The organism is Centipeda flueggei ATCC 43531 (assembly GCF_000160695.1).
Taxonomy (GTDB): Bacteria; Bacillota; Negativicutes; order Selenomonadales; family Selenomonadaceae; genus Centipeda; species Centipeda flueggei.
Map to the genome: position 1 here is coordinate 344,314 of NZ_GG694008.1, position 25,662 is coordinate 369,975.

Sequence of the window (25,662 nt, forward strand, 5' to 3'; positions counted from 1 at the left end):
TGCGATCCCCCCAAGCAAACTTTCTGCATATTTCCTCTGCCATGATACCATAAACTCACATGAAAAAAAAGGATACGGCTCTGCGCACGCAAAGCCGTATCCTTGATTCGTATATGTCGCGGAAATGGGGTGAAACGCCTCAGTGACGCTCTGCCTTCTCCGCCTCATTGATCTCCGCGCGCGTAACGACGCCCTCGGAGATGAGCTCGTTGACCCATGCACCATGGTGATGGTCGGCATACGATGCCTTGATCGTGCCGTCCGTCATGCCGTGCAGGGAGTCAGGGTTGACGCCCGCTGCGAGGTAGATATGCCCAAGCGCTGCGGCAAAGCAGACTGCTGCCGCAATGCTGTGGACGGGGATGGCATACGCCGTAATCGTCGCGGGCAGGATACTGTCGCCCATCCAGAGGATGAGACCGGTGACGACGATGACGACCGACAGCGCAAGCTGCAGGGCGATGTTCATCTTCTCGCCGCCGTTGTAGAACCCCTGCGGGGGCATGTGGGGATCTTTGCCCATCAGCTCAAGGGGGAATTTCTGCATGAATTCCATGTCCTTCTTGCCGAAGCTGAAGATCTCCTTCAGCATGATGATGTAGCCCTTGCGCGCGATGATGAACCCGATGATCGGGGTCAGGATGAACATGACGCCGAACACACGGTGCGCATACATGAGCGTCTTATCGCCGAAGATGTTGTAAAGGAAGCGGAACGTGTCCGTGTAAAGCGGGAGTGCCGTGAGGAACAGCATGAAGAACGCAAATGCGTTGAGCCAGTGGCACATGGCAAATGCCTTTTCATGGCGCGGAACGTACTTTTTGTCGATCAACATTGTGCTCACTCCTTCCCCTGCTGGTCATTCTTGCTGCCGCTTGCCATCTTGCGGAGCACCATTGCACCGACGATGCCGGCAGCCGCGCCGCCGATGGCGATCTTCGTGAGGGTGCGCCCCACCTTCCAGACATCGATCGATGCCGGGGTCACGGGGTTCGCCGGGAGGCCGAACACCTCGGGCTTCTCCGGCAGGACATAGATCATGTGCGTGCCGCCGACGCCCGATGGGCTGTAGATGTTCGCATCGGGATGCGATGCGCGTGCAAGATCCACGCGTTCCGCCGCGAGCTGCTTCATCTCCTCCAGCGTGCCGAACTCAAGCGCATGCGCGGTACAGGTCTTGGCGCAGGCAGGCTTCAGCACCTCGCCCGTCGTCTCATAGCCATGCGCAATGCGGTCATAGCAGAGATCGCATTTGTACGACTTATGCTTCACATCGTCGATCTTTGGAATGTGCCATGGGCAGTTGTGCTCGCAGTAGTGGCAGCCGACGCATTTGTCCTGATTGATGACGACGGTGCCGTTCTCGTTGCGGTCAATGGCGTTCTCCGGGCAGCCCTTCGCGCAGGCGGGGTCGCCGCAGTGGAAGCAGTTCTTCTTGAAAAAGTCCCAGTGGAACTTCCCCTTGTCGTCAACGCGCTCTTTCATCTCAATGAGCGTGTAGACGGTTGAGGTCAGATCTTTGTGCGACTGGTACTGTCCCTCGAAGGGCGTACTCATATCGGGCGGCAGATCATGCCACTGTTTGCAGGCAACCATGCAGCCGCGACACGCTGTGCAGCGCGTCATATCATGCAGCATTGCGATTTCCTGTGTCATGACGCTTTCTCCTCTCTTTTATCTGATGGTTCTATTCCAGAATCGGATTGCCCTTTTTCTGAAGTCCCTGTTCCTCCGCGAGGAGGTCGAGGTGCACCGTTGCCCAATCCTGCCGATAGATGAAGTCGCTCGTATCGTCGTCGACAGGACCTCGATAGGTCTTGATGTAGTGATGGCAGGCATCACAGACGTCAAGGCGCATGATATCGCTGCCTTCCGGCTCGAGCGTGTGCATCTTCTGGAGATCCGTGTTGCCGCAGTAGACACAGCCAACGCGCGTGTAGTGCCAGCGCGTGCCGCAGCCGCCGCAGACGAGGTCGCGTGCGCGCCCCTGACGGTACTTCCTGAGATCGGCGATGACGGGCTGCCGTCCGCAGACGGGACAGTAGTTCTCACTGAAACGCGGACGGTCGCGGTCGGGATTCCACATGTCGGGATCCTTCATCTCCGCAGGAACGAGCGCGGCAATGATGCGCCAGATCGTGCTGCGGATAAAGCCCTCGTTCAGGTCATAGCGCTGGCAGAGTGCTGCAAACGCCTCTTTGTCCTGTGTGAGCACGGCGATGATGAATTCTTCCTTTGCCGCCTTGCGCAGGGGCTTCAGTACGGCGAGATAGCCGCGCGCCGACTCCTGCATGAGGGGCGGCACATCCGCTTCGGCGATGCGGGCAAAGACGTCCTCCTGCATAAGGTAGACCGCACGCACCATGCGTTTTAGATAGGTCTCCTGCTGCAGGATCGGCAGCTTCTCCGCGACCGTCTTCGTGACGGCACGCGCGGGGAGCTGTATGGGCTCCGGCGTACCGACCGCCGCGTCGACGAGGCGATGGACACGCTCAGTCTCGGCGAGGAACGGATGCTTCTTCAGGAAGCGCTTCATCGGATCGGTGTTCTTCGATTTCATAAAAAGGGGTTCTCCTCGTCTTTTCAGACGTTCGTTGTTGTGAATGTTCGTTCGGCGGTCAGCCTCCATACGCGGCGCAGCCGCAGGGAACTCATACGCGTTCGACGTTCGCGAGGCAGGCCTTGAACTCCTGCTCCTGCACGTTCGGATCGAGTGCGTCGATGGTCAGATAGTTGCCGGAAGGACCCGTCGAGAGCCCCTTGAAGCCCCAGTTGTAGGGCATCCAGATCATGTGCGTCTCCACGCCGTTGATCATGAGCGGCTGAGCACGCTTCGTGACCATCGCCTTGACCTCAATCGCAGCGCGCGTCGTGCTGACGCGGACGAGATCGCCCGGGCGAACGCCGAGTTTTGCAGCGAGCTGCTCCGAGATCTCGACGAACGGTTCCTTGACCAGCTCGTTGAGGTACGGGATGTTGCGCGTGATCGTGCCCGAGCACCAGTGCTCCGTCAGGCTCGATACGCAGAGGACGTACGGATACTGATCCGGCGTGCCGATCTTCTGCAGTTCGGGGACACGCGGATAGATAACGCAGGGGTTGAACTGCGCCTTCTGTCCCTCGTTCATCATATTCTTCGTCGGGCTCTCAACCGGCTCATAGAACTCGGGCAGCGGGCCGTCTACGGGGACGTAGGAGTGATCGCGCGTCTCGCCGTTCTCCACGTCGCTGTACTCAGCGGCGAAGAGGCGGCCGATGCCCTCGCCGTTCATGCGGAACGGCTTCTGTCCGCCCGGAGTGTTGGGGCCCTGCGTGCGGTCGCCGACGTCAGGAACATCGTAGCCGTCCCACATTCCCTTGGCCTCATCCCACCAGACAAGTGCCTGATCGGGGCGGGTCGGCTTGCCGTTCTCGTCGCAGGACGCGCGGTTGTAGAGCATGTGAATGTTGTCGGGCCACGTCCATGCGTAGTTCGGGAAGATGCCCATGTTGCCGTTGTCTTCCTGTCCTCGGCGCTTTGCCATGTGGACACCGTCACCGTAGATGCCCGTAAAGATCCACATGCCCGCCATCGTCGTGCCGTCGTCGCGGATCTCGCGGATGCCGCGCAGGAGATGTCCGTCCTTCAGATCGTAGCCGTTGCACTCCTTCATGATGTTCTCGACATACGCCTCGCCGTTCGCCTCGGGATCGCCGTAGTTCCATGTGAGGAGCTTGATCGTGTTGTCCTTCGGGTCGGTCGAGTCCTTGTAGAGCTCCACGATGCGCTTCCAGAGCTTGTCGCAGATCCAGTAGTCCGGACGCGAGTCGTACGTGGGATCGGGGCCCTTCATGCGCCACTGGATCATGCGCATGGAGTTCGTCATTGTGCCGCAGCGCTCGAGGTAGGAGGCCGCCGGCATGAAGATGACCTCGGTCTGGATGTCGGCAGGGTTGTCGCCCGGACGCTCCCAGAACGCCGCCGTTTCGTTGACGAAGACATCCTGCACGATGAGCGTACGGACGCCCTTGAGCCCCTTGTTGACGATCGTGAGGTTCGCGTTCGTCATCTGCGGGTTCTGTCCGCAGACGTACAGGCACTTGATCTGCCCCTCGATCGCCTTCTCGAACATGACGTACATGGAGTCGTTGTGCGTGCCGTTGCGGATCGGCAGTGCATTGAACAGGTAGTCATTTCCTGCATTTGCCGCATCGCCGAACCACGCCTTGAGAAGGTTCTTGAGGAACTTCGCACGGAACGTACCGTTGTGGTGTGTCCACTTTGCAAGTGTATCGTCCGTATGCGTCGGATACGAGAGGTAGGCGGGGTAGTACTGGAACATGATGCCGTAGTCCGTCGAGGACTGGACGTTCGGCTGCCCGCGCAGAGCGTCAATGCCGCCGCCTGAGACACCGACGTTGCCCATGAGCAGCTGGATGATCGTAAAGCAGCGGATGTTCTCCACGCCGATCGTGTGCTGCGTCATGCCGAGGGCGTACATCATGACCGTCGGCGTAATGCTCGAGAAGAGCTCTGCCGCCTTCTTGATGTCCGCGACGGGCATGCCCGTGATCGCCGAGGCCTTCTCGAACGTATAGCGCGAGAAATGCGTTGCGAGGCGATCCATGACCGTGCCCGGCTCCGACATCGACAGAGCCTTTACCGGCTTGCCGTTCGCGTCGACCTTGTAGCCCCACGTCTCCTTGTTGTACGTACGCGTCTTCTCGTTGTAGCCGGAGAAGATGCCTGCGTCGAATTTGTAGTCATCACGCAGCAGGCAGTAGGCATTCGTGTTGCGGCGCAGATAGTCGGCATCGTACTTTTTGTTCTGAATAATATAGTTGATAAGTGCTCCAAGGAAAACGATATCGGTGCCGGGACGCAGCTGGAAGAAATGATCGGCAACGCGCGAGGTGCGTGTATAGCGTACGTCTACGTGAACGATGGTGGCTCCGTTGTCCTTTGCCTCCATGACCCGCTTCATCGCGAGCGGATGGCATTCTGCGAGGTTCGAGCCCTCGATCCAGATCATCTTTGCCTTCTTGAGGTTGTACCATGAGCCCGTCATCGCGCCGCGTCCAAAGGCGGCGTTCAGCGCCGGCGGCGTCGTCGCATGGCAGACACGCGTCTGGTTGTCGATGTAGACAACACCGAGCGCACGCGCCATCTTGATGAGCTGATAGCACTCTTCGTTGTTGACCTGCGATCCGCCGACAAAGCCGATGGCATCCGTACGGTTGCTCATGAACTTGTAGCCGTTCGCCTCGTCCTGCCCGATCCAGTTCTCATCACGCGCCTTCTTCATGGCACGCGCAGAGCGGTCGATGGCCTCCTCCCAGCTGATCTCCTCCCAATGGTCGCTGCCGGGTGCACGGTACATCGGGCACTTCGGACGCAGCTCCGCGTTCGGGATGTGACCATAGCCGATTCCCTTCGGGCACAGGCCGCCGCGATTGACGGGGTTGTCTGCCGCTCCTTCGAGGTTGATCAGCTTGCCGTCCTTGACGTAGCCGATCGTTCCGCAGCCGCAGCCGCAGAAGTGGCAGACGGAGGTAAATTCGCGACCGCCTGTCAGCTTGTACTCTTTTGCCGCCGCCGAGACCGTTGCGACGTCAAGTCCGAGACTGGTGAGTGCCAGCCCGACGCCGCTTAGCCCGGTGGCTTTCAAAAAGTCACGTCTGCTAAGGTTCATCGTGATTCTCCTTTCGTATCGGCGGGATTCCGCCGACAGGCTCTCCTAAACTTCTATATGAAACGAGGATATCCCCGGTTTCAGCAATGTACAGAGGTACACCGTCAGAGGGTGATGCGCTCAGGGTTTGCGTAGATGCAGAACGAGCCCGGCGCCATGCGCGCGCAGAGCGTGATGCCGAGTTTGCGCGCGATGTTGAGCGAGAGGGTGGTCGGAACGGACTTCGCCGCAACCGTGGAGATCCCCATCCGCCCCAGTTTGAGCATCATCTCCGAGGAGCAGCGCCCGCTGAAGATGATGATTTTATCGGAAATCTCCACGTGATTCCTGAGCGCCCAGCCATAGAGCTTGTCAAAGACGTTATGGCGGCCGACGTCCTCACGGAAGACGAGGATTTTCCTGTTTGCCTGATCGAACAGGACGCCGCTGTGGACGCCGTTCGTCGTATCGTGGGTCTTGGAGAGATGTGCGAGCAGCTCATCCGCTGTCGCGAGGATGTCCTTCGCGCTGAAGCGCACGTCGCGCGGCCGCTCGAAGATCTCCTCGGGGCGCAGCTTCAGGATGCGCCGTGCCGAGAAGTAGCGCGGATTTTTCGCCGCGTCCGCCGCCCACCACTGCGCGTCCGTCGTCGTCTTGACCGCGGCGCGCAGATGCTCTGCGTCCACCGTCATTTCCACGATATCGTCAAAGCTGCGGATGCGTCCCATCTGGGCGAGCATCCCGACGATGAGATCCTCGAAGTCGACGGGTGAGCAGAACGCCGTCGTAAAGTTCTCCCCGTTGAGGTCGATATCGAAGAAGACCTCCTCCGAGGTATATTTATGATCCGCGACAAACGCATTCTCCTCAGAGGCATAGCGGGTCACGGGTACGTCGATAAAGTCACTGCGCTGAATTTCCATCGTTTCTATTCTTCCGTTCGTATACTGCATGCTCTCACGCGAGCACCTACATCGTCAAAAACATTATGCCGTCTGCCCCATAGAGCGGCCGCCCCATAAGAAAGAGCGTGATCCGCGCCGCTGTCTCCATATCATCGAGATCATAGGAGAGCAGCCCGTCATGCGGTGCGGCATCCTTTTGAAAAAGTGCCGTCACACGTGCATCAATCTCCGGCGCGGCAAGTCCGCGGTCGAGCATGAGAGTCGGCAATGCGCCGCGTGAACGCGACTCCGTAATAAAAAGATCTATATCATATTCTATTTTCGATATAAGATTCTGAAAGTCCTTCCTTTGATCTTCTATTTTCTGAATGAAATAGCCGTTCGGCGCACTAATTGCCGTCGCCCGCGCCCCCGCCGCCATGAAACGCGCCGTATCCTTTCCCTCCGTATCGAGCTGAAAACCGTGGCTGTCGCTCTTGATGACCGCTGTACGCACACCATGTACCGCAAGGCGCGGGATAAGCCGCTCGATGAAGGTTGTCTTGCCCGTCCCCGAAGCAGGGGCTGCAACGGAGAGAATGGGCCGCTCACGTCCCTCGTTCGCAATGCGTCCGCATGCGAGGCGGTAGGCAGCAGGGGTGTTCACGTTGAAGAAGAGTCCCGCATCCACCGCGAGCGGCAGTTCGCGCACGGTGAGGCCGCGCAGGACAATGCCGAGCTTGCGGTCGCCGCGTGCGATGGCAGCGGCAAATGCCTGTCCCGCATCGCGCCGATAGAGCGCGGCGAGCGGCTGCCAATAGCCTGCAAGCGTCGGCAGGACGACCTGCACCGCACCGCGTGCCTCGGGCAGCAGTGCCCGCACAAGATCGAAATCGTAGAAGGGCATATCGCCTGAGAGGACGAGCGACCATTCCGTCTCCGCCGCAGCGAGTCCCGCCGCAATTGCCGCTGCCGGGCCCTGCCGCGGGCGATCGTCCGTGACGAGATGCGCCCCGTACGTCGCCGCGAGCTCCGTGAGCTCTCTGCGCTCCCCCTCCGCCGCGAGGACAATCGCGCGAAACCCTGCCGTACGGCCGCGCCGCAGGGTACGGGAGAGCAGCGTCTCACCGTCCGCCATAGGGAGGAACCGCTTGTCCTCGCCCATGCGCGTGCTCATGCCGCCCGCCGCGACGATGAGCGTCAGGTCGGCGGGCGTCACCGTGCGCACTCCCCCGCGTCGCCGCGCAGGATCTCGATGCCGTGCTGCAGCTGGGGCAGGATGAAGCCGAGACACTCGCGCACCGCTTTCTCACTGCCGGGCAGGTTGACGATCAGTGAGCGTTTCCGCAGGCCCGCCGTCGCACGGCTGAGCATGGCACGCGGCGTCACCTTCATCGAGAGCGCACGCATCGCCTCGGCGATGCCCGGTGCCTCGCGGTCGATCACGGCACGCGTCGCCTCCGGCGTCACGTCGCGCACGGAAAACCCCGTGCCGCCCGTCGTCAGGATCAGCCCGACGCCGCGGTCCGACCAGAGCGTCATCTCACGCTCAAGTTCCTCACGCTCGTCGGGCACGATGCTGTACCCCGCGACATCGTAACCCTCCGCCGTAAGGATCTCGCGAATCGCCGCGCCGCTCGCATCCTCGCGCTCGCCGCGCGAGCCCTTGTCGCTCGCCGTGATGACGGCGGCATCGAGCGGGATCTTCTCCGTCGTGATCTCCAGCGTATCGCCGACCGTTACCCAACCGCCGTGCAGAACACGGGCAAAAACGCCCTCACGCGGCATGATGCAGTCACCGACACGGTGAAAGATCTCGCAGTGACTGTGGCACTTCTTCCCGATCTGCGTGATCTCAAGAAAAACCTGTCCCACGCGCAGGCGCGTCCCCACGGGGAGTTCCTTGAAGCGGAACCCCTCGGCGACGACGTTCTCGCCGAACGCGCCAAACGCCACATCTGCACCGCGCGCACGGAAATCCTCGATCTCGCCGAGGCCGAGCAGGCTCACCTGTCGGTGCCAGTCGCCCGCATGAGCATCGCCGTCGATGCCGTATTCCGTAATAAAGAAGGCGCGGTCTGTCGCCTGCTTTTCCGTGCCGCGCTTCTCACTGATGCACAGTGCCCGAATCTCTCCCATATCCGTATTAGCCTCCCACCTGGTACATGGCGCGGTGATCGCGCGTCTCCTGATCGATTTCAAAATGATGTTCTTCGGGCTTCTGCCACACTGCATGGGCAATGGCATCCGCGAGCTGTGCATCCGACATTCCGCCGCGCAGCAATGCACGCGTGTCAAGCCCCGCACTGCTGTAGAGGCAGAGCTTCAGGAAGCCCTCCGCCGTCAGGCGCACGCGATTGCACGTATGGCAGAATTTGTGCTCCATCGCATCGATAAAGCCAATGGTTCCCGTAAAACCGGCAGGCCTCACATAGGCGGCGGGCCCCTTCGGCACCGCGCCCTCATGTGCCGCCTCCCCCACGGGCAGGAGTGCGCCGAACGCATCCTTCAGCCGCGCGCGCACCTCATCCATCGGTACGCCGCGATAGTTCTCCGTCCGCGCACAGCCGATCGGCATGAGCTCAATAAAACGCACATCAATCGGATGTGTGCGGGCAATCGCGGCAAGCGCGGCGAGTTCCTCGTCGTTTACGCCCATGATCGGCACGCAGTTCACCTTAACCGTGAGGCGCTCCTCCTCGGCAAGCCGCGTGAGTGCCTCCATCACCGCGCCGAACATCGGCCGCCGCGTGATGGAGAAGAATGTCCCGCCGTCGAGTGTATCGAGGCTGAGATTCACCGCGTCGAGGCCGGCATCCAGCAGTTCATCCATCATCGTGCCGAGCAGGACTCCATTCGTCGTGAGCGCCACCGTCTCGATGCCCGGGATCTCTTTCAGCCCGCGCACAAGGCGTGTGATGTCACGCCGCACAAGCGGCTCACCGCCTGTCAGTCGCACCTTGCGCACGCCCAGTGCCGCGAGCGCACGCACATCGCGCAGGATCTCCTCATAGGTCAGCACATCCGCGTGGCGCAGCTTCTTGACCCCATGCGCCGGCATACAGTAGCGGCAGCGCAGATTGCAGCAGTCCGTCACCGAAACGCGCAGATATTCAATTTTCCGCTGAAACTGATCCTGCATGATGAACCTTCTATCTATCTATCTTTTTCCTATACGTTGACGTGAAAGGCAGAAGTTGATGCGTCGAAGCAAACGGGAAAAGTGCACGCTTGCTTCGCTGGGGTTTGCCGCAGGACATCACCACAGCACTGCTTCGTCAGGGAATCACAACATCCACTTCCGCCCCTGCCGCGAGCGGCGGCGTCCCCGCCGGCACATCCACAAACGCGTCGCAGCCTGCCGCCGAAAAGAGCGAGCCGGACTCATGCTGATCGGGCAGCGAGACGCGCCCATCCGCCTCCATGCGTGCACGCAGGAAACGCCGTCCGCGGCAGGGCTTGGGGAACGCATCGGCGAGCACGGCACGGCGGCGCGGCATGAGCACATCCGTCTCGCCCGCAAGCCGCGCAATCGCCGGACGCGCCATCAGCTCGAACGTCGCATAGGCGGCGAACGGGTTGCCTGAGAGCGCGATGCCGAGCATGCTGCCGCGCGTATAGGCAATGGCGGGGGCACCCGGCTTCATGCAGACGCGCCAGAACAGCCGCTCCGCCCCGAGGGCGGGCACAACGCCGTGCATGATGTCCTTCTTGCCCACGGAGACGCCGCCCGACGTGAGAAAGAGATCCACACGATCCGCATAGGAGGCGATCACCTCCGCCGCGCGTTCCACATCATCAGGCACCGAGCCGACCACCGTCACCTCTGCGCCGAGTTCCTTCAGGCGTCCCGCAAGGAGGTAGAGATTGCTGTTGTAGATCTTGCCGGGACGCAGCGGCTCGCCGGGCTGCATCAGTTCGTCGCCCGTACTGGCAACGGCAATGCGTACGCGCCGATGGACACATACCGCAGCATAACCCTCACTCGCGAGTACCGCAATCTGCGCCGCATGGATGCGCTGTCCTCGGCGCACGAGCAGATTTCCCTTTTTAATATCCTCGCCCGCATAGCAGTAGTTCTCGAACGGCTGTGACGTAAAGGGAACAAAGATCGCATCCCCCTCCTCGCGCACATCCTCCTGCCGCACGACACAGTCACAGCCCTTCGGAATCGCGCCGCCCGTCATGATGCGGACACACTCCCCCGCGCCGACTGCGCCGGCGAAAAAATCGCCCGCGCACTCCTCGCCGATCACCGACAGGCGCACAGGGTGCTCTGCCGAGGCATCCGCCGTGCTCGCCGACGCAAAGGTATAGCCGTCGAGCGGCGAGCGGTCAAACGGCGGATTGTCAAACGCTGCGTACACATCCTCCGCCGCCACGCGCCCCACCGCCTCCAGCAAGGGGACGCGCTCCGTTTCCGCGACGGGCACTGTATGTCCGAGCAGCACCTCGATCGCCTGTTCAAGTTCGATATCCTGCATGGAATCCTCCCTTGCTGATACCTGCCATTGTCTCTGCCGTGAATGATCATTTGATGATACGTGGGATAATGCCCTAAGCGAACCTTAGCAGCGCAAGCGTGCGATCACTTGCCAGCGAGGTGTTCGCGCAGGGCATGTACCCCGATACAAAACCACTGTACTCCTTACTTGCCGAACGGACAAACGGGATAGTGACAGACCTTGCATCCCATGCAGAGCCCCCCGATCCCGAGGCGCGTGATCTCCTGCCGCGTCCACGCACTGCCCGCCGCGACACGCGGCAGGATAATATCAAAGATCGTCGCGGGCGAGTACATCACGCAGCCCGGCAGCCCCATGATCGGCACCCGCCGCTCATCCTTCTCATAGTAGGCGAGCAGGAACATCGCGCCCGGCAGCACAGGCGCGCCGTACGTCACAATGCGCGCCCCCGTCGCCCGAATCGCCGCAGGCGTGCGGTCGTCGGGATCGACGCTCATGCCGCCCGTGCAGAGCACCATATCCATCCCCGCATCGAGCAGCTCCTCAATCGCCGCACGCGTATGCTCCGTCCCGTCGTCCGAAAGACGATGCTCATCCACCTTCAGACCGAAGGCACGCAGCTTCGCATCGATCACAGGGGTGAACGTATCCTTGATGCGTCCATGGAACACCTCAGAGCCCGTCGTCACCACGCCGACCCTCATCTTCTGATACGGCAGGATCCGCAGCATTGGCTGATCTCCCGCCGTCATACGTACCTTTTCCATCGTCCGCTTGTCGATGACGAGCGGGATCACACGCATCCCTGCGAGCTTCGTCCCCGCCTTGACGGGCATATGCTGCGCAATCGTTGCAATCATGACATTCTCGATGTCGTTGACGGCGTTGAGCGCATCCTCATTCACCTCGAACACGCCTGCCGTCGTCGCGGTCAGCTCTATCTTGCCCTCGCTCGGCTCACTCGCCGCCATGTGCTCATTTTGACAGACGTCACGCAGGATCACCGCCGCATCGTTCTCATGCAGCAGATTCGGATCGTCCTCCCAGACATAGATATGCTCTTTTCCAATGCGCAGAAGAACAGGGATATCCTCCGCACGAATCACATCGCCCTTGCGGAAACGCGCGCCCTTTCGCTCGCCGCGCACAATCTCTGTAATATCGTGGCAGAGCACCATCCCCACCGCATCCTGAACACGAACCTCACGCATACTGCTCTCCCCGCTTGATTCGGCGGCATTCCGCAAGTGCCGTCACTCTCCTATAAAGCACTCCATCGACCGCCGTCACGGCACAAATTAAATTATATCACATAAAATGATTCTCAATTATGAATATCTATTATTGATTATACCACAAAAAATAAATAACCTCTATGAGTTTTCTTAAATTATAGATAGATTCATTTAATGTTAGAGAAACACAATTGATTTTCTGCGCTGATTCCGCTATGATAAAATTATTTCAAGAGGAAAGGAGGATATCTATGCCAGAAACAGGACTGACGCATTTCGATGCGGGCGGTTCCGCCATCATGGTCGATGTCAGCGGCAAGAACAAGACACATCGCGAGGCAATCGCGAGCGGACGGATCTGCGTGAGCGAAGCGGTCTATGCGGCGATCACGGCGGGCACGGCAAAAAAGGGCGACGTCCTCGGTGTCGCGCGCATCGCCGGCATCATGGCGGCAAAGCGCACTGCGGACATGATCCCGCTCTGCCATCCGCTGCCGCTTGCCAAGTGCAGCATCGACTTCACGCTTGAGGAGGTGCCGCGCCATGCGGTATATGCTGCGGCGACGGTCAAGGTCACGGGCGAAACGGGCGTGGAGATGGAAGCACTGCACGCCGTGAGCACGGCGCTGCTGACCATCTACGACATGTGCAAGGCGATCGACAAGCGCATGGAGATCACAGACATCCGTCTCGAGCGTAAGTCCGGCGGCAAGAGCGGCACATTCGTCCGCTGAGAAGGAGGGCAGCGCCCTCACCCTCTCCGAGCAGAGCACGTCTAAGGAAACATCTATGGCACTCTGCCTGACGCATATCGTCACAGGGTATGTCGGGAAACGGACATACCTCCCATTTGCAAAGGAGAAACATCACATGAACATCAAAAAGACACTCACCGCCCTCTTGGCGGGCACGGCACTGCTCACCGCCGGCTGCGTCGGCGGCGGCAACAGCGCAAACAAGATGGAGACGCCGCAGGAGAGCCCCATCGAGCTGCAGGTCTCTGCGGCGGCGAGCCTCACGGACGCGATGAAGGAACTCGGCGCGATGTACGAGGAGAACAACAAAGAGGTTCATATCGTCTACAATTTCGGCAGCAGCGGCGCCCTACAGCAGGCGATCGAGAACGGCGGAGCCGCCGACGTATTCGTCTCCGCCGCACAGAAGCAGATGAATGCGCTCGACGAGAAGAAGCTCCTCGCGGACGGTACGCGCGTCGATCTCCTCGTCAACGACATCGTGCTGATCACGGCAAAGGACAGCAAGCTGAACCTTCCCGACTTCAAGGCAGTGCTCGACCCGCAGGTTGCGCACATCGCTCTCGGTGAGCCGAAGGGCGTTCCTGTCGGACAGTACAGCGAGGAGGTCTTTACGAAGCTCGGCATCCTCGACCAGGTCAAGGCGCGTGCCGTCTACGGCTCCGACGTACGTCAGGTGCTCGCATGGGTCGAGACGGGCGATGCGGACTGCGGCGTGGTCTATGCGACGGATGCCGCCATCTCGGACAAGGTGAAGGTCGCCGCCGTTGCCCCTGCCGACACGCATAAGCCCATCGTCTACCCCGCCGCTGTGCTGAAGGACTCCAAGAACGAGATGGCCGCGAAGGAATTCCTCGCCTTCCTCCAGACGGACAAGGCAGCCAAGGTCTTTGAGAAATACGGATTCACCGTCAAATAATGGCAGACGAAACATTCTCCCCGCTCATCATCTCCCTTGAGGTGGCGGGGCTTGCTACGGTCCTCACCTTCTTCGTCGGTATTGGGCTCGCCTACGCCGTGCTGCATATCCGCAGCCATATCGCGGCGACCATTGCCGATGCTGTGATCACGCTGCCGCTCGTCCTGCCGCCGACCGTCGTTGGGTTCTTCCTCCTGCTCTTTCTCGGAAAGCGCAGTGCCATCGGGAGCGCCCTCCTCGCCATCGACCTGCCGCTCGTCTTTACGTGGCGTGCGGCGGTCATCGCAGCGGTCATCGTGAGTCTTCCGCTTATGTACCGCACGGCGCGCGGCGCATTCGAGGCACTCGACAGCAGCATGATTCATGCGGCGCAGACGCTCGGCGTCAGCAACGGGCGCATCTTTTGGCGCATCATCCTGCCGAATGCACGGCACGGCATCCTCGCAGGGCTCGTTCTCTCGTTTGCCCGTGCCCTCGGCGAGTTTGGTGCGACCATCATGTTCGCGGGCAATATCCCGGGACGCACGCAGACCATGTCCACCGCCATCTATGCGGCGGTGCAGGCGAACGACTACGACCTCGCCTTTCGCTGGGCAGTCATCATCTCCCTGTTCTCGCTCTTCTTTATCGGTGCGATGAACCTCTACCTCAAACGGGAGGTGCGTGAATGAACCTCGTCGTCAACATCGAAAAACGCCTGCGTGACTTCACGCTCTGCGCAAACTTTACGCTCACGGATACGACGCTCGCCCTGCTCGGTGCATCGGGCAGCGGCAAGAGCATGACGCTGAAGTGCATCGCGGGGCTTGAGACGCCGGATCGCGGGCAGATCATCCTCAACGGCCGCACGCTCTATGACAGCAGTGCAGGAGTCAACCTCCCGCCGCAGGAGCGCAGTGTCGGCTACCTCTTTCAGAACTACGCGCTCTTTCCGAATATGACCGTCCGCGAGAACATCATCTTTGCACTGGACGGATCACAGGAGGAAAAGGAGCGCACCCTCGCCGAGAACGTGGCGCGCTTCTCCCTCGACGGACTCGAAAGCGCCTATCCGGCAAGGCTCTCAGGCGGACAGCAGCAGCGCGTCGCCTTTGCGCGCATCCTCGCGCGCGGTGCGGATGTGCTGCTCCTCGACGAGCCGCTCTCCGCACTCGACACTCACCTCAAGTGGCAGATTGAAACCGCACTGCGCGAGATCCTCATGGGTCAGAACATCGCGGCGATCCTCGTCACGCATGACCGCGACGAGGCATTCCGCATCGCGCAGGAGATCGCGACCGTCGACCGCGGACAGCTCACGCCCCCGATGGATCGGCACGAGCTCTTCCGCAGTCCCGGCACGTGTGCGGGTGCACGCCTCACAGGATGCAAGAACATCTCCGCCGCCCGCCGTCTCGACGCGGCGCATATCGAGGCGACCGACTGGGGCATCACGCTCGCGGTCACAGACGATGTGACGGATGCGCACCACATCGCCATCCGCGCACATTACTTCGTTCCCGTGCAGGAAAACGGCGAAAACGTCTTCACTGCACAGATCGCGGAGATCATCGAGAGCACCTTCAGCATGATCGTCATGCTTCGCTTCGCCGATGGTGCTCACCGCGTGCGCTGGGAGGTGGACAAGCCCGCATGGGATGCACTTCATGTGAGCGAAAACGCATCCCTGCGCATCTGCCTTCCGCCTGAAGCACTGATGCTGCTGCGGGATTAGGGGAGACAGACAAACGCATACAAAAACGCCCTTATGGTGCATCGCGCCATAAGGGCGTTTTTTGTACTACGCAGAGTGCGTCAGCCGCCCCTCTGCCATCGTATAGCAAATATCCGCATATGATGCTGCCTCGCACTCATGTGTGACGAGGAGGACTGCCGTGCCTGCATCGGCAGTCTCGCGCACGAGATTAAGCACGTGCCGTGTATTCTCCGCATCGAGGTCGCCCGTCGGCTCATCAAGGAGCAGAATCTGCGGCACGCCGGCAAGAGCCCGCGCGATCATCATGCGGCGCAGCTCCCCGCCCGAAAGCTCCGACGGACAGACATGCGCGAGCGGTGCGATGCCAAGCCGCTCCATCAGAGCATCCGCATGTGCAGACACGTCCTGTTCCCTGCCATAGAGAAGCGCCGAGAGGAGGACATTCTCCCGCACCGTCAGCGCGCGAAGCGACATCAGCTGCTGCGGTACAATGCCGAGCGTACTGCTGCGCAGCTCCGCACGCGCATCCTCGGGCAGTGCGTAGAGATCCGTCTCCCCTATGAGCACCTTCCCCGTCACGGGCGGCAGGAGCCCGCCCAAGATATGCAGCAGCGTACTCTTGCCGCTGCCCGAACGCCCCATGACCGCCGTCACCGTACCGGAGGAGAGGCACAGATCCGTCTCCGCCACAGCGACAATGTACCCTTCCCGCGCACTGTCGCGCAGGAAATCCTGACTGATTTTCTCCGCCCGCAGTTCCATCATCCATCCTCCCGCAGCAGTGTGCTGATCGGCGCCGTACATACGCGCCCCACCGTCCACGCCGCCGCCAGCATCCCAGACAGTGTCACTGCGAGGAGCGTATTCACCGCCAGCAGCAGAATCGTCCCGCCGTCGGGGAGAATATAGGGGCGCATCAGCCCCGCCTTCATCAGGCCGGCAAAGGGCAGAATAATCAGTGCGCCGAGTGCAACTCCTGCCGCAGCGCCCGCCGCCGAGGCGAGTGCCGCCTCCGTCAGCATCATGCGTGTCAAAAAGCCGCGCGCCGCCCCCGCGATGCGCAGCATCAGATACTCGCGCCGCCGCTCGCGCGCCGACAGGTGAAAGGCGATGCCGAGAACGACAACGGCGATCACCCAGACCACTATGACGAGCCCGCCGATCATCTCCAAGATGCCGCCCAGTCCCTGCTCCACTGCGTGCACCATTCCGTGTGCAGGGCGCGCCGTAAGCGCGGGATATGCCGCATTGACCGCCTCTGCCACGCCCTCGGGCGAGAACCCGTCCGCCGTCCGTATCATCACGGCAGAGATCGCATCCTCCGTCGGAACCCCCTGAAACACATCAAAGCCCCTTTTCGCCGCATTCGCCATCATTGCACGGATCGTCTCCATATTCGTGTAAACCGCCGTATCCATTCCCGTTCCCGTCGGCGTGAGCCGTCCCACAACGCGGCAGGGCAGATCGTAGAACGTCAGCATCCCATCCGCAGGCACGGAAATGCCGCTGCCGACGAGAATATCGCCATAGCCGACTGTACCGCCATAGCTCTCGCGGATCCACGGCTGAATGGTCTGATCCGAGGCGGGATCAAAGCCGATCAGCTGCACCGCTACGGAGCAGCAGCCCGCATGTGCCGAGGCAAGGAAGAACTGCGGCGTCGCATGCGCCACCCCCGCCATGCTGCGCAGATCGGAGAGATAGTGCTCCTCCATGTAGAACTGCGCAGGAACGCCCTGCACGAGCACCCCTTCCAGCGATCCCGCTCCCTCTGCCGCCTTCGGCAGGACAATGACATCTGCACCGAGCCGCTGCTGAAACTGAATCAGACCGCCCTGCAGCCCAAGCAGTATCTCCGAGCCGCCGAAGATCACGAGGGCAAGAATCCCCGTCAGCACAGCAAGCGTCGCGGAGCGTGCCATATTCCTGCGGCAGGTGCGCAGGGCAAGTGCTTCACTGAACTTCACTCATTCTCCCCCTTTCGATGCTGCCACAGATACAGAGCAGAAAGGATGATGTTCAGCACGGCAATCACGCTGACCGACGGCTGCATCAACGTATGACACCGCATGGTCTCCATCATGCAGAGCGGAATAAGATGTCCCGGAAGACAGATCACCAGCACAGCGAGAGGAATCATCGCAATGGCCAGCCCTGTCTTTGTTCCTGAGCGCAGCGGCACAAGATGCAGGAGGGACAGGATGAGCATAACGGCAGCAAGCCCCGTCAGCGCCTCCCCTGCCCAATGACAAGTCATCCACGTTCCATCCTCATGCGGTGCACATGGTGCAAAAGTCGTCTGTATGCCAATGAAAAATATCGTATTCAGCACAATCTGCAGAAGCGGACACACGCCGATTCCCTTTTTCTCGCTGCTCATGATCATTCTCCTTATCTGCCATTTTTATCTATCCTACCAGAGATGATAAAAAGTTTCAATAAAAAAAGAACTGCCCCTCAGGGCAGCTCCTCAAAATTCAAATGGCAGGGGTAGCTGGACTCGAACCAACGCATGCGGGATTCAGAATCCCGTGCCTTACCAACTTGGCGATACCCCTATCGCTCTCTCAGCAACATAGCGAATTATAGCGGAAGAAGAAAATCTTGTCAAGAAATTTTTTTCTGCTCCTCTTCCCCCTCTTCCTTCTCCATCGCGAGCACCGCCTGCACAAGGATCGCGCACTCCAGACGCTTCTTCTGAATCGCACAGCCAATCTCGTACGGCTGCCGAATATCCCCATGAAAGAGATCGGCGTTCGCGTGGCAGCCGCCGCTGCAGTAAAACCGCGCCCAGCAGTCACGGCAGAGCGGCTTGTTCAGCACATGCGAGTTGCGGAAGTACGTCGGCAGCTCCATACTCTCCACGCCCGTAAAGACCGAACCAAGGCGATAGCCCTCACGCCCTACGAACTGATGGCACGGATAGAGATCGCCGTTCTCCGCGACGGCATAGTACTCATGCCCCGCTCCGCATCCCGCCAGTCGTTTCGCCACGCAGGGACCATGGTTGAGATCCATGTTGAAGTGGAAGAAGAAGAACCCCTTCCCCGCGTGCACGCGATCGAGATAAGTCTGTGTCAGATGATCGTACTCGGCGAAGATGCGCGGCAGATCCTCCTCGGTAAAACCAAGCGGGCTGTCCTTCAGCACAACCGGCTCCATCGACAGAATGTCAAACCCCGCCTCGTTCATCGCGAGCACATCCTGTGTGAAATCGAGGTTTTCGTGCGTATATGTCCCGCGCAGATAGTAGTCATTGCCGCCGCGCGCATCGACGAGCTTCTTAAAGTTCCGCATGACCACATCATACGTTCCGTGCCCGCCCGCATCAGGGCGCATCGCATCATGCACCCTGCGCCGTCCATCTGCTGAGAGCACGACAGAGATTCGATTGTCGTTCAGCCATGCGATATTCTTGTCGGAGAGCAGCATTCCGTTCGTCGTAAGCGTCAGCTTGAACTCCTTGCCCGTTTCCTGCTCACGCTGACGCACGTACTCCGTCACCGCCTTCACCGTACTCAGATTCATCAGCGGCTCGCCGCCGAAGAAATCAATCTCACAGTGCTTGCGCGGGCCGCAACCGCCAATGATAAAATCGACTGCCGCACGCCCCACCTCGGGCGACATCACCGCGCGCTCACCGCCGTAGCTGCCACCGTCGCCGAAACAATATCTGCAGCGCAGATTGCAGTCCTGCGCCACCATCAGGCACAGGGATTTCACCAATCCGCGCGACTTGAAGGTCGGCGGCACGTCGATGTCGGGCGCGAAGAGTGCTCCCGCCGCCATCAGCTCGTGGAGCTCGCCGCATGCCTCACGTAGATCTCCCTCAGAATAACGTCCCCTGAGACGTGCCACGACCGCCTCGTCGTTCGTCCCATCGAAGTCATCCATCATATCGTAAATCATCTGGTCGATCACATGGACAGCACCGCTGTTCACATCGACAAGGATGTGCATACCGTTCTGCTTGAACTTATGCGTTCGGACTTTCATTTGTTCTCCTTCATAACCACTCTTGGAAATGTAATACGCTGAAGCAACCCCTAGGGGAGCAAACGGGGAAAGTACACGTTCTGCCCCCTGCGGATTTCTTTCGTTCAAGCGCAGCGCGTTTAAGAAGTCCGCAGGTATTTAGGCAGATAAGTGTACGACCGTTTGCGCAGCGTATACATGACAAACACACAGAAAAAGCCCCTCTCTCAAACGAGAAGGGCTGTGCCGATTTCCCTGTCTTACTTCGCGCAGGGCTGATTGCCCACCGTGCAGGAAGTCTTGCAGGCAGACTGGCAGGATGCCTGACATTCGCCGCAGCCGCCCGTGTAGAGCGTGGACTGCATCGTCGGCTTGTTGACCGTCTTGATGTGCTTCATCCTTCATACCTCCTCAATCCGTCGTTCCGAATTTATTCTATCGCATCATTCTTGATTATGCAAGTGATTTTTACGCTCCGACCCACTCCGCATCCACGCGCTGAATATCTGCGCCGAGTGCCACGAGCTTCGCCACGAGATCATCATACCCGCGGTCGATGTGATGGATATAGCCGACACGCGTCTCATCCGACGCGACCAGCCCTGCAAGCACCATCGCCGCACCCGCACGCAGATCCGTCGCACGCACCGGTGCACCGCTGAGCGACGTGCCGCCTTCAACCGTTGCTGTCCGTCCGTCCACACGGATCCGTGCACCCATGCGCACAAGCTCATCGACGTGCATAAAACGGTTTTCAAACACCGTCTCCGTCACGACGCTCGTCCCCTCGGCAACGGCGAGCATCGCCATGAACTGCGCCTGCATATCCGTTGGGAATCCCGGATACGGCATCGTCTTGAGATCAATCGCCTTCATCGGGCCGTCAGCAAAAACGCGTACGCCTGCAATATCCTCCTCGATCTGCGCACCGGCCTCTTTCAACTTTGCAATCACAGGCTTCAGATGCTCACTGATGGCGTTCTCGATGAACACGTCGCCGCGCGTCATTGCCGCCGCAACCATATAGGTCCCCGCCTCGATACGGTCAGGGATAATCGTATAGGCTGCCGCGCGCAGCTCCGGCACGCCATCGATCTTGATGCGGTTCGTCCCCGCACCGCGGATGCGCGCCCCCATCACATTGAGATAGTTTGCGAGATCGACGATCTCCGGCTCGAGCGCAGGATTTTCGAGAATCGTCTGCCCTTCGGCACAGGAAGCCGCCATCATCACATTCTCCGTCGCCCCGACACTCGGAAAGTCGAAGTAGATGCGAGCCCCCTTCAGCCCATGCGGCGCACGTGCATGAATTGCCCCCTGGGTGATCCCGATCTCCGCCCCCAGTGCCTCAAACCCCTTGAGATGCAGATCGATGGGGCGCGTTCCGATGGCACAGCCGCCCGGCAGGGAAATCTCCGCGTGTCCCTCACGAGCAAGCAGGGGCCCCATGATGAGAAACGACGCGCGCATTTTGCGGACAAGATCATAGGGAGCGACTGCCGTCCCGATATGTGATGCATCGATGACCAGGCGATGCTCTTCCGGCGTATAGTCCGCCGTCACGCCGAGGGCACGCAGCACCGCCGTGATCGTATAGACATCCTCTAGTGCCGGCACATCATCCAGTACGCTCCTGCCGTTCGTGCCGAGGAGCGTCCCCGCAATAATGGGAAGCACTGCATTCTTCGCCCCACCGATCTTCACGCGGCCATGCAGAGGATGTCCCCCGTGAATGACCAGTTGTTCCATTCTCCCTTATCCTCCTCGGCCTATTTTTCTACCTTCAATGCCGCGTGGATCACATTCTCGATCACATACGGTGCATAGAACTTCTCTCTCTTATCCTTCTTCGGGTCGCCAAGCAATGTCACATGCTTCGGCTCCTCACGCGCTGCCGCGCGCGCCGATGCTTCCGCCGCCGCACGCATCCGTTTCTTCATTTCCTTCTCCGAAGATGGTGCAGAGGCAGCTCCGGGCGCGATAATGATCTCGTTGTTCTGTCCCTGGTCGGCAAGCTCACGCAGCTTATCTGCCGTCGACTTGAACTTCTCCTCGTCGTCAGGGATCTCGAGGCCCGCCTGCGCGAGGAGCGCCAGCGGATTCACAGGAACAAAGCCGCCGCCGCGGATATCGAGGTTCAGCGGCCCCACCGGCTGCGCCTTCGGCACGCGATAGGGGATCGACAACGTCTCCTCCGGCTTGCGGTAGGGGCGGATCTTCGTCTTGAACATCACCGTTTCCCCTGGTTTTACCACTGTCTTATCCGGTGTTGCCGAAATGAGGACTGCCGTCTGACGTCCGCCCGTGAGCTCCACATCCACATCCAAATCGAGGATGTCGGACTCCTCCTGCGGATTGGTCACAATCGTATTCATCGCCTGCAGCAGTTCCGTCACGGCGACCTGACCGACATCCGCTGCACTGTAGTACATATTGCGCCGCTCAAAACGTCCGCCTTCATAGGCATTTGTACGGATCGCGAAGCGGATACGCGCCGTGCTGCCGGCAAGGGAGTCCGACACACGGCTCATCGCCGCATAGGCAATGCTGCCGGAGAGTACGGGGAGGAAGTCCTCATCGTAAGCAATCTGTGCACCGAATGTCTCCTCCGTGCCGAGCGTATCGTCCTTCACATGAATACGTACGGGAACCGCTGTGGGGAACGTCCCAAGAATCCCCGCAATGCCCGTCTCACGATCCTGATTGATGCGTCCGATCACACTGCCGATGTTCGCGATCTTCACGCCGTTGCTCTGTCCTGCGATCGTACCGACCACATCGGCATCCGTCATGAAGTAGTTGACGTTTCCCTTGTGCATAAAGGAGTGCCCAAACGCCAGCACCTTCTTGCCGTCGACTGCCGTCACCGTTCCCGTAGCGCCGATGCTGAAATCCCCATAGACGAGCGCGACACCAACCGGCTGCCCGCCCGTGAGCGCTGCATCATAGCGCGTGGGAAGCGGTGCATTGCCGCCTACCGTGCCCAGCGGAAAGAACGTACTGCCGGAGGGCATATTCTCCCGCAGATAGCGCAGCCCCTCTGAGCCAAACCCACTTGTGAAGAAGGTTGACTTCTCCTCCATGTGCTGCGTTTTCCTCTCCTTTTGGGCCGTTGTGTCATCTGCCGCAGAAGCATCTGTCGTCTCCGCTGATTTTTCTCGAGACGTATCGGCATCCGCCGCAGGAGGCTCTTCGGCCTTCTGTTCACCGCGCAGGGCAGCGAGTGTATCGCGCCACTCTGCCTCACGCTCAGCATGCGTCATCTTTCGGACTTTTTTCTCGCGCTCACGCAGTTCATCCTTTTCCTTTGCCTTCTTGCGCTCCTCGACAGCGCGTACCACGTCCACCGTATCGATACGCGTCTTATTCTTCGTGTCCGGCATCGTCCAGAGTGGTATCATATCCTCAATCGGCGTAATGAAAAAGGTATATGGACTGAGATCTTTCAACCCCGCTGCGAGTGCCCCCACGAGGCGGCCGTCCACATAGACCGGACTGCCGCTCATCCCTTGGAGCACCCCGCCCACATGCTCAATAAAATTGCCGCTCGTCCGCGCCATAATCATCCGCTGAGAGCCTTTTCCGCCCTCCATCTGACCGATGATCTCCACAGGGAACGACCGCACCTCCCCCGTCATATCGAGCACGGTATACGCCGTCCCCTGCATCCCATCCGTCACCTCCGTGTACGGGAGAATCGGCGGCATCGCAAAAGAGTACGGCGTGCAGCATTGTACCGCCAATGCCAAAAGTGATGCTGCCGCAAGGCGCTTCCAGTTATATCGCAAAATGTCACCTCAAAAAATATATTACAACAGAGTTTATCTGCTCTATTGTAGCACACACACAAAGATTTCGCCAGTTTTTTCGCTGGCTCCGCCGCCGTCAGTCGCGCCGGCTGCACCTCTCACAGCGCAAAGCCTCTTGACGGCGGCACTGCGTTTATCAGCGCCGCCCCCAAGCATCAGGACCAGGCCCGCTCCCAACGGAAGGAGCAGTGGTATGCTGAAACGTCAAGAGCGATGTGCAGCCGACCGTTCCCGAGATCAACAGAGGGCATCTTATGCAGAAGAGCTCCAATCGTCTGCCCCGTGTAGTGAGCCTTGGAGATACGTGCCGCCGTTTCACGATGCTCCATCTCCAGCACTTTCCCTGTCGAGTTCTCCGCCAAAGGGCTTCCAACGCGCAAAACCGATGCCGTAGGGCATGGGGATGGAACACAATCCAAAAGCTTGATGAAAACAGGGCGGCGCTGCGAAACATTTCACAGCGCCGCCCCTTGTTTATTTATGAGCAGACCAAAGATCACGTCTCTCCGAGTGCGTGCTCCAACTCTTCAAGCGTCTGCTGTTTGCTCTCACGTCCGAGAAGAATAACAGTTCCCGCAATGACGGCAAAGACCGCCGCGAACATCATAAAAATGCCGCTCATCGGAAATGCATTGGCGAGCATCACGCCGACGAGCATCGGCGCAATCATACCGCCGATACGGCCGAATCCTGCCGCCCAGCCGCTGCCAAGCGCGCGCATCGCCGTCGGGTACTGCTCGGGTGTATAGGTATAGATGACGCCCCACGCGCCGAGATTGAAGAAGCTCATCGCCGCGCCCCAGCCAAGGAGGGCAGTGACATCACCTGCATTGCCGAAGAAATAGCTGCATACGCCGCTGAGAAGGAGGAAGAGCCCGAGCGTATAGCGGCGGCCGATCACATCCACGAGGTAGGCCGCCGCATAGTAGCCCGGCAGCTGAGCGACCGTCATAATGAGGACATACTCGAACGTCTTGACAATGGCAAAGCCCTGCGCATAGACCATCGACGGCAGCCACATAAAGATGCCGTAGTAACTGAACACAATACCGAACCATGCGAGCCAGAGCATCACCGTGCGGCGGCGCATTCCCTTCGCCCAGAGCGCAGAAAATCCCGGTGTCTCCACCTGCTCCGCCTGCATACGGTGCGGGGCAAGCTGATCGAGGAAGGGACGCTCCGGCATATGGAGCTGGCGCTCGATATCGCGCACAATCGCCTTCGCCTCGTCCACACGCCCCTTGGCGAGGAGATAACGGATCGACTCCGGCATGTGCAGGCGCAGGAGGAACACATAGAGCGCGGGCAGGGCACCGATAAAGAACGCCGCCTGCCAGCCAAAGACAGGGATGAGAAGATAGGCGATGCATGCCGCCGCAAGCCAGCCAAGCCCCCAGAAACTCTCAAGGAGCACAATGAAGCGTCCGCGCAGGCGTGCCGGTGCATACTCGCTCATCAGCGTCGCTGCGACGGGCAGCTCTCCGCCCAGGCCGAAGCCGACAAGGAAGCGAAACACGAGCAGCGACTCATAACTCCACGCAACGGCACAGAGCCCCGTTGAGATACTATAGAGGAGAACCGTGATCGTAAACACCCGCTTGCGGCCGATGCGGTCGGCAATCGTCCCCGCGAGCACCGCTCCAAGCGCCATGCCGATCAGCCCAATCGAGCCGATCCATCCCACCTGTGCCGGCGTGAGACTCCACTCGCGCGCCAGTACCGGCAGGACGAAGGCGATCAGCCCCGTGTCCATCGCATCAAACAGCCAGCCAAGCCCCGTGACAACAAGCAGTTTGTACTGGAATCTGCCGAGCGGCAGATTTTCCAGACGATCCAGAATCATGAAAGTACCTCCCGAAGAAATCATGGATTTCTTTCACTGCATTGAAAAAGATAGCTGGCACATATTATAGTCAAAGTATACTGACGATACAAGGATATTTTAGGATTTTTCCTCAGAATCTTCCTTTTTTCCACTCATAAAAACACCGTAGCCCGCTGTGCCGAATCCAATGCCGACAAAGAGATAAGCGACCGTGCTGTAAACAACATCCTTTTTGTTATTGGCGGAAATCGCCGCCGCCGCTTCCTGAGCATTCGAGGCTTCCCGTGCCAGCTCCAGGTTCTCAGCCATCGGGTCGGGGGAGAGATGCAGCAGCAGCAATCCGATGCCAAGGGAAATCAGCCCAAACAGAATTACCGCGAGTTTTTTCTTCATCATATACCTCCACAAAACAAAAGGGACTCGTGAATCATCACGAATCCCTCGTTC

23 protein-coding genes, 1 tRNA gene and 1 riboswitch are annotated in these 25,662 nt (G+C 59.7%); of the genes, 4 read left to right on the top strand and 20 right to left on the bottom strand.

Annotated features, from left to right (window positions below):
* Nucleotides 1-139: 139 nt before the first annotated feature.
* The 10 genes from HMPREF0908_RS09175 to HMPREF0908_RS09220 form a co-directional block, all read right to left on the bottom strand.
* Nucleotides 140-835, bottom strand: a complete 696-nt coding sequence (locus tag HMPREF0908_RS09175) for a formate dehydrogenase subunit gamma (protein WP_006691219.1) — start codon at nucleotides 833-835, stop codon at nucleotides 140-142.
* A gap of 5 nt (nucleotides 836-840) precedes the next feature.
* On the bottom strand, nucleotides 841-1,656 hold the full coding sequence (locus tag HMPREF0908_RS09180; RefSeq protein WP_006691220.1) for a 4Fe-4S dicluster domain-containing protein: 816 nt from the start codon (nucleotides 1,654-1,656) through the stop codon (nucleotides 841-843).
* Nucleotides 1,657-1,687: 31 nt separating this feature from the next.
* On the bottom strand, nucleotides 1,688-2,560 hold the full coding sequence (locus HMPREF0908_RS09185) for a formate dehydrogenase accessory protein FdhE (protein WP_040572677.1): 873 nt from the start codon (nucleotides 2,558-2,560) through the stop codon (nucleotides 1,688-1,690).
* A 91-nt stretch (nucleotides 2,561-2,651) separates the two neighbouring features.
* Nucleotides 2,652-5,672, bottom strand: a complete 3,021-nt coding sequence (fdnG, locus tag HMPREF0908_RS09190; protein ID WP_006691222.1) for a formate dehydrogenase-N subunit alpha — start codon at nucleotides 5,670-5,672, stop codon at nucleotides 2,652-2,654.
* Between the two features lie 104 nt (nucleotides 5,673-5,776).
* Complete coding sequence (fdhD, locus tag HMPREF0908_RS09195; RefSeq protein WP_245522941.1) at nucleotides 5,777-6,574, bottom strand: formate dehydrogenase accessory sulfurtransferase FdhD; 798 nt, start codon at nucleotides 6,572-6,574, stop codon at nucleotides 5,777-5,779.
* A 46-nt stretch (nucleotides 6,575-6,620) separates the two neighbouring features.
* Nucleotides 6,621-7,754, bottom strand: coding sequence for a molybdopterin-guanine dinucleotide biosynthesis protein B (mobB, locus tag HMPREF0908_RS09200; RefSeq protein ID WP_006691224.1), 1,134 nt, complete (start codon nucleotides 7,752-7,754; stop codon nucleotides 6,621-6,623).
* On the bottom strand, nucleotides 7,751-8,674 hold the full coding sequence (locus HMPREF0908_RS09205; RefSeq protein WP_006691225.1) for an MOSC domain-containing protein: 924 nt from the start codon (nucleotides 8,672-8,674) through the stop codon (nucleotides 7,751-7,753). The genes mobB and HMPREF0908_RS09205 overlap by 4 nt, the downstream gene beginning before the upstream one ends.
* Nucleotides 8,675-8,681: 7 nt before the next feature.
* Nucleotides 8,682-9,677 carry a GTP 3',8-cyclase MoaA gene (gene moaA / locus HMPREF0908_RS09210; protein ID WP_006691226.1) on the bottom strand — a complete coding sequence of 332 codons (996 nt, stop codon included), beginning with the start codon at nucleotides 9,675-9,677 and terminating at the stop codon, nucleotides 8,682-8,684.
* Nucleotides 9,678-9,813: 136 nt separating this feature from the next.
* On the bottom strand, nucleotides 9,814-11,019 hold the full coding sequence (locus tag HMPREF0908_RS09215) for a molybdopterin molybdotransferase MoeA (RefSeq protein WP_006691227.1): 1,206 nt from the start codon (nucleotides 11,017-11,019) through the stop codon (nucleotides 9,814-9,816).
* A gap of 164 nt (nucleotides 11,020-11,183) precedes the next feature.
* A complete protein-coding gene (locus HMPREF0908_RS09220; RefSeq protein WP_006691228.1) occupies nucleotides 11,184-12,212 on the bottom strand; it encodes a molybdopterin-binding protein in 1,029 nt (342 codons plus the stop codon).
* A 239-nt stretch (nucleotides 12,213-12,451) separates the two neighbouring features.
* Between HMPREF0908_RS09220 and moaC the strand changes: the two genes are divergently transcribed.
* The 4 genes from moaC to HMPREF0908_RS09240 all read left to right on the top strand — a co-directional run bounded on the left by moaC (nucleotide 12,452) and on the right by HMPREF0908_RS09240 (nucleotide 15,624).
* Nucleotides 12,452-12,970 carry a cyclic pyranopterin monophosphate synthase MoaC gene (gene moaC / locus HMPREF0908_RS09225; RefSeq protein WP_006691229.1) on the top strand — a complete coding sequence of 173 codons (519 nt, stop codon included), beginning with the start codon at nucleotides 12,452-12,454 and terminating at the stop codon, nucleotides 12,968-12,970.
* Nucleotides 12,971-12,982: 12 nt separating this feature from the next.
* Nucleotides 12,983-13,113, top strand: a riboswitch (molybdenum cofactor riboswitch).
* Nucleotides 13,107-13,910: a molybdate ABC transporter substrate-binding protein gene (modA, locus tag HMPREF0908_RS09230; RefSeq protein ID WP_040572700.1), complete on the top strand. Its 804-nt coding sequence runs from the start codon at nucleotides 13,107-13,109 to the stop codon at nucleotides 13,908-13,910. (Overlaps the previous riboswitch by 7 nt.)
* Nucleotides 13,910-14,581 (top strand): molybdate ABC transporter permease subunit, encoded by a 672-nt coding sequence (gene modB, locus HMPREF0908_RS09235; RefSeq protein ID WP_006691231.1) that lies wholly within the window; start codon nucleotides 13,910-13,912, stop codon nucleotides 14,579-14,581. The genes modA and modB overlap by 1 nt, the downstream gene beginning before the upstream one ends.
* Entirely contained in the window at nucleotides 14,578-15,624 is a 1,047-nt protein-coding gene (locus tag HMPREF0908_RS09240) for a sulfate/molybdate ABC transporter ATP-binding protein (protein WP_006691232.1), read from the top strand. Before modB ends, HMPREF0908_RS09240 begins: the two co-directional genes overlap by 4 nt.
* A gap of 66 nt (nucleotides 15,625-15,690) precedes the next feature.
* On the opposite strand, the gene HMPREF0908_RS09245 is transcribed toward HMPREF0908_RS09240, so the two are convergent.
* The 10 genes from HMPREF0908_RS09245 to HMPREF0908_RS09290 form a co-directional block, all read right to left on the bottom strand.
* Complete coding sequence (locus tag HMPREF0908_RS09245) at nucleotides 15,691-16,371, bottom strand: ABC transporter ATP-binding protein (protein WP_006691233.1); 681 nt, start codon at nucleotides 16,369-16,371, stop codon at nucleotides 15,691-15,693.
* Nucleotides 16,368-17,573 (bottom strand): FtsX-like permease family protein, encoded by a 1,206-nt coding sequence (locus tag HMPREF0908_RS09250; RefSeq protein ID WP_006691234.1) that lies wholly within the window; start codon nucleotides 17,571-17,573, stop codon nucleotides 16,368-16,370. The genes HMPREF0908_RS09245 and HMPREF0908_RS09250 overlap by 4 nt, the downstream gene beginning before the upstream one ends.
* Nucleotides 17,570-17,992: a DUF4418 family protein gene (locus tag HMPREF0908_RS09255; protein WP_006691235.1), complete on the bottom strand. Its 423-nt coding sequence runs from the start codon at nucleotides 17,990-17,992 to the stop codon at nucleotides 17,570-17,572. The genes HMPREF0908_RS09250 and HMPREF0908_RS09255 overlap by 4 nt, the downstream gene beginning before the upstream one ends.
* Before the next feature lie 96 nt (nucleotides 17,993-18,088).
* Nucleotides 18,089-18,164, bottom strand: a tRNA-Gln gene (locus tag HMPREF0908_RS09260).
* A 49-nt stretch (nucleotides 18,165-18,213) separates the two neighbouring features.
* Nucleotides 18,214-19,602, bottom strand: coding sequence for a thioether cross-link-forming SCIFF peptide maturase (gene scfB, locus HMPREF0908_RS09265; RefSeq protein WP_006691236.1), 1,389 nt, complete (start codon nucleotides 19,600-19,602; stop codon nucleotides 18,214-18,216).
* Between the two features lie 239 nt (nucleotides 19,603-19,841).
* Nucleotides 19,842-19,979, bottom strand: a complete 138-nt coding sequence (gene scfA, locus HMPREF0908_RS10770; protein WP_006691237.1) for a six-cysteine ranthipeptide SCIFF — start codon at nucleotides 19,977-19,979, stop codon at nucleotides 19,842-19,844.
* A gap of 70 nt (nucleotides 19,980-20,049) precedes the next feature.
* On the bottom strand, nucleotides 20,050-21,330 hold the full coding sequence (gene murA / locus HMPREF0908_RS09270; RefSeq protein WP_006691238.1) for a UDP-N-acetylglucosamine 1-carboxyvinyltransferase: 1,281 nt from the start codon (nucleotides 21,328-21,330) through the stop codon (nucleotides 20,050-20,052).
* 20 nt (nucleotides 21,331-21,350) lie between these two features.
* Nucleotides 21,351-23,288 (bottom strand): SpoIVB peptidase S55 domain-containing protein, encoded by a 1,938-nt coding sequence (locus HMPREF0908_RS09275; protein WP_006691239.1) that lies wholly within the window; start codon nucleotides 23,286-23,288, stop codon nucleotides 21,351-21,353.
* A 598-nt stretch (nucleotides 23,289-23,886) separates the two neighbouring features.
* Complete coding sequence (locus HMPREF0908_RS09285; RefSeq protein WP_006691241.1) at nucleotides 23,887-25,233, bottom strand: MFS transporter; 1,347 nt, start codon at nucleotides 25,231-25,233, stop codon at nucleotides 23,887-23,889.
* Nucleotides 25,234-25,332: 99 nt separating this feature from the next.
* Nucleotides 25,333-25,608, bottom strand: coding sequence for a hypothetical protein (locus HMPREF0908_RS09290; protein WP_039981143.1), 276 nt, complete (start codon nucleotides 25,606-25,608; stop codon nucleotides 25,333-25,335).
* Between the last annotated feature and the right edge of the window lie 54 nt (nucleotides 25,609-25,662).